The sequence below is a fragment of the Bradyrhizobium sp. ARR65 genome (assembly GCF_000472385.1).
In the GTDB taxonomy this organism is placed as follows: Bacteria; Pseudomonadota; Alphaproteobacteria; order Rhizobiales; family Xanthobacteraceae; genus Bradyrhizobium.
On the sequence record NZ_AWZU01000067.1, the window covers coordinates 1 to 13,344 of the forward strand.

8 protein-coding genes and 1 pseudogene are annotated in these 13,344 nt (G+C 58.0%); 6 read left to right on the forward strand and 3 right to left on the reverse strand.

The annotated features are described in order from the left end of the window. A pseudogene (locus tag F758_RS48765) lies at window positions 1–419 on the reverse strand (serine hydrolase domain-containing protein); the annotation flags it as partial. A 1,127-nt stretch (window positions 420–1,546) separates the two neighbouring features. On the opposite strand from F758_RS48765, the gene ald reads away from it, so the two are divergent. Then, a complete protein-coding gene (gene ald / locus F758_RS0138815; protein WP_024512873.1) occupies window positions 1,547–2,659 on the forward strand; it encodes an alanine dehydrogenase in 1,113 nt (370 codons plus the stop codon). Window positions 2,660–3,197: 538 nt separating this feature from the next. Here the strand turns inward: ald and F758_RS0138825 are convergent. Next, window positions 3,198–5,324 (reverse strand): prolyl oligopeptidase family serine peptidase, encoded by a 2,127-nt coding sequence (locus F758_RS0138825; RefSeq protein WP_024512874.1) that lies wholly within the window; start codon window positions 5,322–5,324, stop codon window positions 3,198–3,200. 1,759 nt (window positions 5,325–7,083) lie between these two features. Between F758_RS0138825 and F758_RS0138830 the strand changes: the two genes are divergently transcribed. The 4 genes from F758_RS0138830 (at window position 7,084) to F758_RS0138850 (ending at window position 11,920) form a co-directional block, all read left to right on the forward strand. Then, on the forward strand, window positions 7,084–8,322 hold the full coding sequence (locus tag F758_RS0138830; RefSeq protein ID WP_245286719.1) for a TlpA disulfide reductase family protein: 1,239 nt from the start codon (window positions 7,084–7,086) through the stop codon (window positions 8,320–8,322). A gap of 657 nt (window positions 8,323–8,979) precedes the next feature. After that, the gene (locus tag F758_RS0138840; RefSeq protein ID WP_024512876.1) at window positions 8,980–9,897 is read left to right on the forward strand and encodes a TauD/TfdA dioxygenase family protein; all 918 of its coding nucleotides are present in this window, start codon (window positions 8,980–8,982) and stop codon (window positions 9,895–9,897) included. Window positions 9,898–10,030: 133 nt separating this feature from the next. Beyond that, window positions 10,031–10,780, forward strand: a complete 750-nt coding sequence (locus F758_RS0138845; protein ID WP_035724741.1) for an OmpW/AlkL family protein — start codon at window positions 10,031–10,033, stop codon at window positions 10,778–10,780. Between the two features lie 279 nt (window positions 10,781–11,059). Beyond that, window positions 11,060–11,920 carry a MaoC/PaaZ C-terminal domain-containing protein gene (locus tag F758_RS0138850; protein ID WP_024512878.1) on the forward strand — a complete coding sequence of 287 codons (861 nt, stop codon included), beginning with the start codon at window positions 11,060–11,062 and terminating at the stop codon, window positions 11,918–11,920. 228 nt (window positions 11,921–12,148) lie between these two features. Here the strand turns inward: F758_RS0138850 and F758_RS50365 are convergent, their stop codons facing one another. Continuing rightward, complete coding sequence (locus F758_RS50365; RefSeq protein WP_157450380.1) at window positions 12,149–12,298, reverse strand: hypothetical protein; 150 nt, start codon at window positions 12,296–12,298, stop codon at window positions 12,149–12,151. A 237-nt stretch (window positions 12,299–12,535) separates the two neighbouring features. Between F758_RS50365 and F758_RS46915 the strand changes: the two genes are divergently transcribed. Then, a complete protein-coding gene (locus F758_RS46915) occupies window positions 12,536–12,862 on the forward strand; it encodes a hypothetical protein (RefSeq protein WP_024512879.1) in 327 nt (108 codons plus the stop codon). Window positions 12,863–13,344 lie beyond the last annotated feature (482 nt).

Below are 13,344 nucleotides of genomic sequence, written 5' to 3' on the forward strand. Positions count from 1 at the left end.
GACCGCTAGTCTGCGGCACCCCCACTTTCATGTTAGCGAATTCCGGATAGTAATCCGAAAGCTTGGCCTGTAGAGGTAGGCGCCCTTTTTCCATCAGCGTAAGCCCGGCGACCGCCACCATCGGCTTGGTCATGGAGGCGAGTGCAAACAGGGGCATTGAGTGGCATTGACGTTCCTTTTACCGGATCCATCTGCCCATATGGCTTGTAGTGAATCAGCTTGCCGTCTCTTGCAATTGCGACCACTGCGCCCGGCACGCGCTTGTCGGCTATCTCGCGAGCGAAGAAATCGTCAAGCCAGATGAGCCGCTGCTGTGAAATTCCGACCTCGTCGGCTCTGGCCTGCGGCAAGGGCGCAGCCTTTCCTTCTCCCTCGAACTTTGAATGGATTCCCGTCGTGTAATTCTGGCACTCGGTCATGATCAGATCACGTCGCTACCACTACCGCATTGAGCGAAACACATTCTGGAAGCGTAGTCCGAAGCGCGCCTGAAGAGACGCCACCACTCCACTTTTGCGATTGCCGGGCGATCTCGGCCAACGCCGCGAGGTCCAACCCGGCCAGGCGCTTTCCCGACGGCGCATCGTCCAAATCGACGCTCGGTGAACGAGATCGGCATCCGAGGCCAACGCGCCCAGATTCAAGAGAAACAGAGCCGCTCTCAACAGAGCAGCGTCAACGGAATTGATTTGGATAGATCGCGCAAGTGTCGTCCTTATGCGTTGCGGTGTACGAGACCTGAAGCGCACTGCGTCAAAGCAATCGGCGTGCCACAAAACACGTTGTTCGAGATTGTTTCTAAAAGGCGCAGGTGCATGTGTTTTGCGATCCGTCGTCGGCCGAAGAGTGGCCCCTCGCTGTTGGCATCCGTACAGGAATGTGCAGAGAAGGATCGACAACACGGCGGCGCGATGATAACGATCGCCAGATGTCCAGATCTACGGGTCATGGTTGGCGGCAGGGTGTTCTGCAGGTTCTCGTCGATATCTTGAAGCATTGCGGCCCTACTTCGATGATTTCGCCGCGAACAAGAGCTCGCGCAGTTGGGACTCTATTGTGCCGGACAGTCGTGAGGGAGGGACGCCGATTGGGGGCGAGGTCATCACGCTCGAGGAAGCACTTGCTGCTGAGGCTAGCACCAATCCTCTCCTACCATGCTCCGTGATGACAGTTTCGACCTCCCGTGGCGTCTCGAAGGTGCCGGCCAATTGCCATCGAGCCGGTCTTCTGGTTTGAGAGCAGCCCATCGCAACCACAGCAGTGTGTCCAGTCACGCAAGCCGTTTCAGCGTCGTGCTATCCCCCAGCGAGCGCAATTTGAGTATTGTGAGCTGCGTTGCTATGCAATTTTCACCTGCTCGTCGGCGACGTGCGCCAAAGTCGCGCGCGGATGCTCGGCGAGGACGGTATCCCTTTTTCTCGGTCGCCTGCTTGGAATCCTTCGTTGAAGCCGGAAAAATCGTTGAATGTATGCGTGATCTTCGCGCCTATTGCAGGAAAACCAATCGACCTTGCGATTAGAAGAGCTCTCGAAAAGGAGATTGCAATTGAAGATCGGTGTCCCCAGGGAAATCAAGACACATGAGTATCGGGTAGGCCTTACGCCTGGAGCCGTCCGCGAATACGTAGCGGCTGGTCACAGTGTCGTTGTCGAGACGAATGCGGGCGCCGGCATTGGCGTGACCGATGACAACTATCGCAAGGCCGGTGCAACAATCCTGGGCTCTGCTCGAGAAGTTTTTGCGTCGAGCGAGATGGTCGTGAAGGTCAAGGAGCCCCAGCCACCCGAATGGGCACAGCTCCGAGAAAACCAGATCCTCTTCACTTATTTGCATCTGGCCCCTGACCGGCCCCAGGCCAATGGCCTTCTGAAGTCTGGATGCACCGCGATTGCTTACGAGACCGTGACTGATGCGAATGGAGGGCTTCCGCTGCTTGCGCCGATGAGCGAGGTGGCGGGCAGGCTCGCGATCGAGGCAGCGGGTAGCGCGCTGAAGCGGTATGCGGGCGGGCGGGGTTTGTTGATTGGTGGTGTCCCAGGTGTCCAGCCCGCTCGTATCGTCGTGATCGGAGGCGGCGTGGTCGGCACGCATGCTGCACGAATGGCGGTTGGTTTGGGTGCCGAAGTCTCAATCCTCGACCGTTCGATACCGCGGCTGCGCGAGCTGGATGAGCTTTTCGAGGGACGTGTTCGTACCAGGTACTCGACGTTAGAGGCCATCGAGGAGGAGGTATTTGCTGCCGACGTGGTGATTGGCGCGGTGCTGATTCCTGGAGCGAGCGCGCCGAAGCTTGTCAGCCGCGGCATGTTGAGGTCGATGCGCAAAGGCTCTGTCATGATCGATGTGGCCATCGATCAGGGCGGATGCTTCGAGACATCACGTCCGACGACGCACGCTGAACCAACTTACGAGGTGGATGGCGTCATACATTACTGCGTGGCGAATATGCCGGGAGCCGTCCCGGTAACCTCAAGCCAGGCGCTAAATAACGCCACGCTGCCCTTCGGCTTGGCTCTCGCCAACAAGGGATTTGCAGCTGTGCTCGAAAATCCGCACCTGCGCGCAGGCCTCAATGTCTATCGAGGCCGGCTCACCTCCAGAGCGGTGGCCGAGAGTCTCGGCCTGCCATACTCACCAATCGATCAGGCCGCGGCTTGATCCCAGAGGCCTCCGTTGTGGGGCGTTTCCTCCCAGACTTGGCGGGGCCACTCCTTCGGGAGTGGCCCTTTTTCGGCGCCGAATATGGACGAGCGCCTAATATGGAAGGTTTTCCGTGCGGCCGTGGAGCGCGACGGGCGCGCTGTCCGGACCAAAGATCTCACCGACGACGATGTCTCTGCTCGAAGCAAGTTTCCTCCTGATCGAGGGAGATAGGAGAACAACGCTGCGTTGATTTCTGCCGGAAAATCAGAAGGTGGGCCGAAGCCTGACGACTGCTGGCTAGTCGAAGCGGTAATCGCGCCGATCCTTATCGTGTGGTGATCTCGAATCGGGGCCTCATCAATCTTGATCACCTGACCCATGCCATTCCCATCGTTCATCTTTGCTCCTTCATTCTAGAAGAAGCCGTCGATCCTGAAAGTGCGAAAGAATCTGCAATTATCGGAGATTCTTGTAAGCACGCGCTTGCTGATCCAGAGCCGATGCTGCCGAAGCAAATGCTGATGATGTGGATTGGGATGTTGGTTCGCAGACATCAGTCATCGACAAGTCGCCGGAACATATAGGTATATTCGAGAGCCACCTGACGTGCAGATTCGATGAGATTTGCAGCGGCACTATGCCCCCCGTCGATGTTCTCATAGTAGAAATAGGGCTGGCCAAGCTCAGCTAACCTCGCGGCTGCCTTGCGGCCGTGGGCGGGATGTACGCGGTCGTCGTTGGTGGAGGTGAGAATGAATGGAGCGGGGTAGGTCTTGCCCGACACCAGCTTCTGATAGGGCGAGTAGGTCTCGAGCCACTCGCGCTGTTCGGGAATGGCGGGGTCGCCATACTCGCCGATCCAGGAGGCCCCGGCCGCCAGTCTGGTGAACCGAACCATGTCGAACAGCGGTACCTGCGCGATGGCGGCATTGAAAAGGTCGGGTCGTTGAGTAATGGCGGTCCCCACCAGCAGACCTCCTTGGCTGCCGCCAACTACGCCCAACCGGCGGGGAGAGGTGATCTTTCGCCGGATCAGATCCTCCGCAACGGCGATAAAATCATCCCATGTGCGCTGCTTCGTTGCCCCCTGGGCGGCCTCGTGCCACCGCGGCCCGAACTCGCCGCCGCCGCGCAGGTTCGCGATGACGTATGCATTACCGTGCTCGAGCCAGAGCCGTCCCGTGAGCCCCGCATAAGACGGCAGCAGTGGAACCTGAAACCCTCCATACCCGTAAAGAAGGGTCGGGATCGATCCATCAAACCTCGCGGTCCTGGGCCGCACCAAAAAGTAAGGAACTCGGGTGCCGTCGCGCGAAGTTGCCTCGAATTGCTCCACCAGATGCCCAGACGCATTGAACCTAGGCGGTGAGGACTTCATTTTTGCGAGTCGTTCGGTTACCGCATCGAAGTACCAGAGTGAGGCGGGCTCGAGAAAGCTGGAAACCGTGAACATCACCTCGTCCGTTTCATTCGATGCGGAAGACAGACCGACACTCGCATTCTCCGGAAGCTGGACCGGGGTGGCCTGCCAGGCGCCCTGATCATATTTGTAGACGAACGCCTTGCTCTGAACATTGTCGAGAATTGTGAGAAACAACAAGTTTCTGGTAGTGTCGAGCCCGCTGACCGCTTGCCGAGATCCGGGCTTGAAGACGAGTGACGGTCTGGCGCCCAGCGGGTCCTGCTTCCATTCCGCCAAGTCATACGAGATGATCGAGCCGCTTGCGAACGGGATGCCGCCGGACGGTGGTGTCCACTCCTCCTTTAGGGTCACGAGCAGGCGGCCACTGGCGATACCGACGATGCTCGCCTTCTTTGGAAGGTTGAGCTTGATCGGCTCTTTGGGCCCGAAGAGCACATACTCACGCTCGAACGTGCTGATTGCGCGCAGCGCGCCGGTCGCATGGACCTTGCCTTCATTGTCGCTCAACACGAATGGCAAGACCTGGACATCGGTCCGTGCTCCACGAAAGACCTCGCGCGCCTCAACGAGCGACTGGGCGCGCTTGAGCTCCTTCACGACGAAAGGGTAGCCAGCCGGCGTCATCGTCCCTTCGCCCCAATCCCGTGAAATCAGAATCGTGTCGCGGTCGACCCAACTCACGTTCTGCTTTCCCTCCGGCAAATCGAAGCCTGTCGTGACGAAGGCTTTGGCGTCCGCGTCGAACTCGCGCACCACATGGGCATCTTTGCCGCCGTCGGAAAGTGCGAGTAGACACAGGCGTTCTTCGGGTGGGAGGCAATCGGCTCCTTCAAAGACCCAATTCTTCTTTTCCAGGGCAGCCAGAGCGTCCAGGTCTAGGATGGTGTCCCACCGAGGGCTCTGGGTCCAATAGCTTTCGATTGTGGTACGCTGCCAGACTCCGCGCACCTGCTTCTCGTCCTGCCAGAAATTCTCGAGACCGCGCCGTCCAAATGAAACGTACGGAATCCGATCGTTGGCCTGGAGAATCTTGAGCGCCTCCTCGTTGAGGCGCTGATAGCGAGAATCCGACTGGAGCACACCGAGCGTCTTGTCGTTCTCCGCGCGCGCCCAAGCCAATGCGCGCGGCCCTTCAATCTCTTCGAGCCAAATGTAAGGATCGACGGCCTCTGTCCCAGCCGGCAGCGTCTTGGGCGTTGCCGGGGAAATCAAATAGGTCATGGATAGCGACGCTGCGACGAGAAGCGCGTTTTTCATACTAGTTTTCCTGGATGCGTCCCATCGCGGGTATTGCGAGGACGGCGGTAGCAGACGAAAGAGTTGCATTCGGTTTCAACAGCGGACGCGTGTACCGCGCCCGCTGGAGCCTCGACGAAGCAAGCAGCGTGCCGCTTGAAATTTGGGAGGCTCTCCAGTCGCTTGCTACTTTGCGTTCAGCGTGAACTGTTGTACGTGGTCTCAAACCTGACAGCCGCGCTTTTAAGAAGACATTCAATTGCGCGGCAGGAAGCCCGCCTTTTGGCTGAAGCGCGACAAGGTAACAGTCAACGCCCAGCTAACGGAGGCAATGAAGATTGTTTGTGGAGGAGCTTTCGTTCGTTGCCGGAACGACGCCAACCGGCGATCTGCTCCGGCCTGGCCGCTAAGGCGCAAATCGATTCGGACGAGTATAGAAACAAACCAACCTGCTTTCGGCCTTGACTAAAGAATGCTCGACCCGAGGTCGGTATTCGCCCGTCCTTTGACCAACGGCGGAGTTCGGCTGCAGTGATCGAAAGTATCTCTTGAACCATTCTTGTGAGGTGCTCGCGCTGAAGACGGTTGAGCTTTTCTTCGACGGCGGCGGACGCGTTCAGGATAGCGGGTACGGATGCTTCTGGACATTGGATGGTAATGCCAGATTGAGTGGGGATCACAATGCACTTCAGCCTCTGACGAAAGGCCGACCTGACCAGTTGAATGGCTTGAACGGCCTTTTTGGCGCTTCCGGAGGTCAAGTGCACTGACGGAATAAATTCGACCGTGCGCGACGTTGGGAGCTTGGATAGATCAAGGTACCGAGATCCGGGCATTCCGTCGTGCATTCTTGTCTCATCGCGCAGAGGCGGCATAAGAGCGAAAAGACCGCCGGCATTCGGTCGGCCTCGCGGACCAATGTGGTCGCCAATTGGGCGAGCAGGTCAACTACCAATTCTTGATGTTGCTCCCGGTTGCAATCAGCGCGAAGCGCCGGGCGGCCTTTCGGCAGTGCCTGCCAAACGACTGTACCAACGATCGGTAACGTTGCACAAAGCATACTGCTCCTGAGGAGGTTGGGTTCGAGACAAAACCCACCAACGATTGGCTAACTGCGCTGGTAGCATGAACTCGGCTCAGGGGTTTCCTAGTGCTCGATCCTCGCTGTGAACGATGCCGAGTTCGCGAGGCGCGAGGGGGGCGCACTTCTGGGGAATGATCAGGAGCACGCCTGCTCCTCGTGCTCGCGGCGGCGTTCGGCGGGGCCGCAATGTCGGTGCAGGCGGCGGCGCCGGTCTAGGCCCATACTGACACAACGTCGTTCCGCACGAGGTGAGTAGCGAGCGATACGTAAGGTCGTCCGTCACGAGGACGTGCGCCAGAATGAGCAACACCGGCGAATGTCTGCGCGTTGCCGCTCTAGGCATTGCACGGATTTGGGCGAGAGCCGCCTCTAACAGTGACTACGGCTGACAACTCCAGCATCTCACATATTCGATCAGCGTCGCTTGAACCGTGGACGGCCATAGGCAAGTTGTGCCCGCCCTAGTCGCGAAACCTCCTCGTCTCCCAGGAACACACATTGCGTGCCGCTCGAGGCCTCTGGCGCGCGCCTTGCTTGAGGAGAGCGATCAGGCTGCCATTTGTCGTATTCCGCTATCCTCGACGGGGTCCGATGTCCTCGACACGGTTGGCGGCTGATGGGCCGGGCCCTGGCGCGATGCCGGTCGATTCTGCGCGCTAGCTCGGTATTAAAGTCCACCGTTAGCAGGAGGAAGCCATGATTCCATCCCCAACCCCGAAGTCCGCGCAGGGGACTCGAATCTGGTCCAGACGTCTCTATGCCGTGGTGTTCCTCGCAATCCTGATCGCTCTCATGCCCCAACGTTTGGGAGTGGGCTTGGAAGCCAATATGGTGCTGGACATAGGCTCGCCGGCACCTCCGATCAAAGTGGAGAAGTGGCTCCGTGGGCAGCCCCTCAAGAATTTTCAGACCGGAAAAACGTACGTTGTCGAATTCTGGGCAACGTGGTGCGCGCCATGTCTTAGGGCGCTACCCGAACTCGTCCAGCTACAAGAGAAATATAGAGACCTCGGACTTGAGGTCGTAGGTGTCCTAGCTGCTGAAGCTGCGACCGGCGGCGATGTCCGCAACCGGGTCGATGCGTGGCTTACCAAGAACGTCCCGAATCTCAATTATCGGATTGCATTCGACTCTACGGGCGAAATGGAAAAGCTATGGATGGACGCCAGTCTTTCCCCCGGAATCCCCACCTCCTTCGTTGTCGATCGTGACGGCCGCATCGCGTTCATCGGTCATCCATCGGTGCTCGATGACGTCTTGTCGAAAATTTTCGACGTCTGGCATACCAGGTATGAACCCAAAGCAGCCGATCCGGCGGAGGGCGAGCGCGTCACGCACGAACTGATATTTGCCGAACCGCCCCCTGTGTTGGAGGCCGCAGATTTGGCCGCCGTGCTTTCGGTCGTCGAAGAGGCGGTCGCTCTGAGGCCGGACGATGTCAATTTGCGCGCGCTTCAAGCAGACCTGTTACTTCACACGATACGTGATTTTCAGGCAGGGGTACTGGTAATGCATCGATTGGCTCGCGATGCCATCGAGCGAAACTCGGAGATATGGATGGCCAGTGCCATGGGTCAGCTTTTTGATCCGGCCAAGGACAACTCCCAGTTTCCGGTTGCCGATCGCTTTGCCATCGGTAAGGAATTGTCCGAACACATCCTCGCACTCGATCCTCCGCAGCGCGAAGACGGCCCCAAGTTCCTCTCCTATGCGGCCGTCGCTCAGTACTATTACGAGAGCGGCAACGTGGATCGGGCGATCGAGTTGGTCGGGCGAGCCCTGAAGTCGTTAGATGGTCCGGAAACTATTCCGGCCGAGTTAAAAGAGCAGATTCAGTCGCAGCTGCTGAAGTCGCTGACCAACTACTTTTGCGATATTCCGCCAAGCAAAGCGATTGGAAGCCTTGAGGTGCGGTCCCCGTACGAGCAAAGGTGAGCGAGAGATATTAGTCTGAACTGAGTTAATCCGCGGTTCGCGTTGAAAAGAACATTGGCTGAGCACGCCTGATCCGGCACGTTATTCAACGCTCGGGCTCTACTTCTATGAAGTTGCAAACGTCATTTCTGCGGGTCGCGGACGTTCGCGCGGCTAATGACGGTCCCGCCCGACCTGCGCTTGTTGCATCCGCGACAATATACAGTGTTGTTTTGGAGCGCGCGGCTACGTGTCGCGCTCAGGATGAGCGACTTCCTTTGGCAAATGAACGGAGTTAGCCCGGTTTTCGCGACTGGCATGCTGTTTGCTGACAAGCCCTGGTAAGGCGAGAGTTACTCATGAAAGCCTGCGATGTCACATGCCATTTGCCCGAACCCCAGCGCTTCGCTCGAAGGGCTCGGAGCTAACGAGAGTGCCTCCGTAGTCGTGAGCACACCTACCGAGCCGATGGGTAGCGCCGCCCTGAGCCAGGACACTTGTTCGTCTTTGATCAGCGGATGCCTGCATTTCACGACTCGTTGCCCCGAGGATCGCACCGTACGGGCTGATCGGCGGCGATTTTTATCAACCCATTATGCCGCCCCCCATCTCGCGTTCGTTCCCCCGTGTGGCTGAACGCATTCTCTGACAAAGGAACCGGAAGGTGGAGAGCGCATCGTGAGTGAAACGGATTTGATCGATAATGTCATTCCATGTGCCGACGTCATCAAACGAGCGGCGCGCATCGGTGCAGAAATTAAGAATATCAAACTCTCAGGCGATTTACCGGACCAGACAATAGCTGCCCTCGAAACGCTTCTGCTCGAACACAAGGTCATCTTTTTTCGTGACCAAGGTCATCTTGATGACGCCGAGCAGGAGCGATTTGCTGCGTGTTTGGGGAAGCTGGAGTCGCATCCGATGCTCGGTGCGAGCAAGGGAACGGCATCGATTCTCGAGCTTGATTCCGCCCGCGGCGGCGGGAGGGCGGATGTGTGGCATACGGATGGGACCTTCCTTAATGCCTACCCAAAAATCGCAGTCCTGCGAGGCATTGTGATCCCGCCCTTTGGCGGCGACACGGTCTGGGCAAACACCGCGGCGGCTTATCTTGACCTGACGCCGCCGCTGCAACGCCTTGCAGATGAGCTCTGGGCTGTTCACAGCAACTCTTTCGACTACGCCGGAATGGCCCGTGTCCGCGAGGTCGACAAGAAGCACTTTGACGAAGTCTTCACCCGAACGATCTTTGAGACCGAGCATCCTGTCGTGCGTGTCCACCCAAAGACGGGCGAGCGCACCCTGGTGCTCGGCTGTTTGGTGCAGCGCTTTGTTGACATCCCCAAATATGACGGCCAGAGGCTTTTTGATTTGTTCCAGTCCCATATCACCGCGCCCGAAAACACGGTGCGCTGGAAATGGAATGCGGGTGACGTTGCCATCTGGGACAACCGCGCCACGCAACATTATGCGGTCAATGACTACGGCGACCTGCATCGCGTCGTTCGTCGCGCCACCGTCGCGGGCGATGTGCCCGTCAGCGTCGACGGCCGGTGCAGTGTGACACGTCAGAAGACCGCAACCGCTCCGCCATAAAGCCCGCCTAGCGCTCCGCTCGAATGCCCGTCTCGGCACGGACGGCCCCGGCTGGGCCCGCAGCATGCCGCTCGACGATCGCGCCTTGTTTGCGGGCGCACCTGGACGGTTATCCCTGTGCTGACCTAGGAAAATGGAGAATTTGATGAGAACAAGAGCAATTCTGATGACGTCGTGGCTGCTCGTGCTCGCGGCGGCGTTCGGCGGGGCCGCCACCTCGGTACAGTCCGCGGATCTAGCCTCAGTACCGGTCTACGCCAAGGCGCCGCCGGTTGAACCCTTCAATCCCTGGATGATCCGTTTGCGCGTGCTCGGGGTATTGCCGGATGCCGGAGGCAGCACCGTCAATGTCGCCGGTGTTCCGCCTCTCTCTTCGCCGAATTCCGGGCTCTCGATCAGCAACCAAGCCATACCCGAGCTCGACATCACCTATTTCCTGACCAGGAACATCGCCGCCGAACTCATTCTCGGCGTGAGTAGGCATCAGGTCAGCGGCAGCGGCACGCTCAACGGGCTCGAGATCGGCAAGGCCTGGTTGTTGCCGCCGACGCTGACCCTGCAATATCACTTTACAGACCTCGGTGCGTTCAAACCGTATATCGGCGCGGGCATCAACTACACGGTGTTCTTCAACCAGTCTGCAGCCAATACGCCTTTCGCAGGGCTAGCAGTGACGGATTTGCACGTTGGCAACCAGGTTGGCGTCGCGGTCCAATTCGGCTTCGACTACATGCTTGACCATCACTGGGGGCTCAACGTTGACGTGAAGAAGTTGTGGCTGCGGCCAGATTATTCGGCGACCGTAAACAAGGCGATCCCGGTCACCGGACGAGCCAACATCGATCCCTGGCTGGTGGGCACTGGCGTCACCTACAAGTTCTGATGCGCGGCCTGGCGCCGGAAGCCGAACCTGGCGCCGTATCCGCCTTACCTGTGAACCACTAGTCGAGCCATCTCACAGGCATGAAGCCGACATCGAAAACTGAAGCGCGCCTTTGCCGAATGAGGGCGATGTCCCCATCTGGGACGACAGCGCTATGCGACATTATGCGCTCATCGTAACAAGCATCGCCTCGTTCGTCCCGCCACCATCAAGTGTGAGGTACAGGGGACTATGCTGGCGTCACACTAACGGGCTCCGCAACAGAGGAAGCCGCCAAAAATGCCAATCGACTATCCCGCTGTACTCAATCTCAAGACTGAAGCAGCTCCCTATTCGTGGAGCGATCGTGAAGTGATGCTCTATGCGCTTGGCATCGGCATGGGATCCGATCCTCTCAACGAAAAAGAGTTGCAGTTCGTCAATGAGGCATTTGCAACCCCCAAGCCGCTGAAGGTGGTTCCTACTTTTGCCTCGGTCTGCGCGTGGGGGGTACGACCGGGCGTCATTGACCTCAATCGCGTTATGGTCGTTGATGGCGAACGTGACATCACATTCCACAAGCCCATACCCATCGCGGCCTGCGCTACGGCGGATGCACGCGTGCTCGGCGTGTACGACAAGGGCAGGGACAAGGGGGCTGTCATTCAGAACGAAGTGTTCGTCCGAGATGGCGACGGTGGCAAGATCGTCACCATAGTTTCTTCGATCTTTGCGCGGGGCGACGGCGGGTTTGGGGGACCATCGGAGGGCATGCCTGAGCCGCATCAGGTACCCCGCCGGGTGCCGGATAAATCAGTCGATTTCGCGATCCGCCCTGACCAAGCGCTTATCTATCGCCTCTGTGGGGATCGAAATCCCTTGCATAGCGATCCGGAATTCGCGAATAGGGCCGGTTTTCCGAGGCCCATTCTCCATGGCATGTGCACTTATGGATTAACCTGCAGAGCCGTGTTGCAGACGTATGCCGACTATGATCCCTCTGCGTTCCGTCGTCATCGCGTCCGCTTTTCTGCCCCGGTGTTCCCCGGTGAGATCGTTACAGTCAATCTCTGGAAGGATGGCGATTCGATTTCGTTCGAAGCTCATGTTCGAGAGCGGCGGGTTGTTGTCGCCAAGAATGGGCAGACGGTGCTGGGCTGAAAAATTTTGCGGACCGCGTCGTCCGAGCATAAGCTCGCGAAACCCAGGGGTCGATTGCACGAGGGTGCATTGCCGATGTCCTCGGGCGGCGGAGCTTAGCGGTTGTCCATTACGATTTCATTATCCCCGCTCTTCAATGAAGAAGTCATTTCTCGCAGAAATCCGGCTATGAGCTCTTCGGTGCGTGACTTCGCCAAGGCTTTGCCAGAATAAAGCTCTGACTAAAGTTTATGACCGCGCGAAAGCGACGAGCGGCCCGAGATCATGGTTGTCGACAGCCTGAAGCGCCGCGATATCCATCGCGCGTGCATCACCAGCCGCTGTCAAGTCGGCGCCGCCCCATGTGAAGCGTTCGTCGCCGAGCTGCGTGACCAGCACGTCAGCGGCCAATCGTGACCAGCGAGCCTTACCGTTTGGAAACTGATGCACGGATACCAAGCCGTGATGAAAAGCGAACGGCAAGTTCGTCCGCCGGATAGGGGTTGTCCTCGACCCAATATCACGCCTCGAGCACGTGATGTAGTGAAATCTCGATCAGATGAGGCGCGACGCCGAGGATGCGCTCCGTCGTTCGGAATTGCCGGCCCTACGCCAGACGCGCTCGAACACGCGCCGATGCAAGCCCTTAAGAAAACTCTCCCGCGTAGCAACTTTTCGGCGGCCAAAGGCCCAGCGGTGTCCTACGTACGGGCGATGCAGCGGTTCCTTGATGCGCATGGATTTCAACGAATCATCTTCCAAACGCCGAGCAGAAATTTGGCAGCAAACAAGGTAAAGCAAATTTGGAACATTTCGCCGTGCGATAGAGATACCTTCATTATGCCCACGATGGCAGAACCGATCGAAACGACGCGATATCAAGTTGAGCGAGCAGATTTGGCTGGCATCGTCGAACGCGTCGAGCGCTTTTGGAAATGCAAGCCCGTACGAAAACAAGAATGAGTTTCGCCTGCCGGTTCACTTGGCTGTGAAGTTGGTTTCCGACCGACTGCCCGCAGATTAACCGGACTTCAACGGCACTCGTTCTTGGAGGTAGTTGTAGGAGAATTTGTAAAGCGCGACCCCATTGGGATGTAGGCCAGTGCCAAACGCGCCCCCAGCGAAGGCGAATCACTTTGAACGCCTAGGTCCAAGACCGTCATAGTAGCACGCGAATCGATCATCATTGTCGGGTTCGGCGCACTGAACATGCGCCAAACGTTATCCAGTCAATGCGCCGATGCCGGAGACGTTACAGTGTCTCGCTGAGGTAGCGCGACGGATCGGGATGAGATGTGATCATAAGATGAGTGTACTCAGACCACCTGCGGCGATCGATCTCACGCCTTGGCATAAACTTCATCGGCTCCACTAGGTTGGCGCGATTATCGCCGCCGCTTCGGCCAAATATCTCAAACCATATAAGTTGCAGCTTTGGGCTCGAC

Coding starts and splice junctions, on each gene's coding strand:
- F758_RS0138850 (WP_024512878.1), top strand. CDS start 11,060: ATGCCAATCGACTATCCCGCTGTACTCAATCTCAAGACTGAAGCAGCT.
- F758_RS0138825 (WP_024512874.1), bottom strand. CDS start 5,324: ATGAAAAACGCGCTTCTCGTCGCAGCGTCGCTATCCATGACCTATTTG.
- F758_RS0138845 (WP_035724741.1), top strand. CDS start 10,031: ATGGAGAATTTGATGAGAACAAGAGCAATTCTGATGACGTCGTGGCTG.
- F758_RS0138830 (WP_245286719.1), top strand. CDS start 7,084: ATGATTCCATCCCCAACCCCGAAGTCCGCGCAGGGGACTCGAATCTGG.
- F758_RS46915 (WP_024512879.1), top strand. CDS start 12,536: ATGCAAGCCCTTAAGAAAACTCTCCCGCGTAGCAACTTTTCGGCGGCC.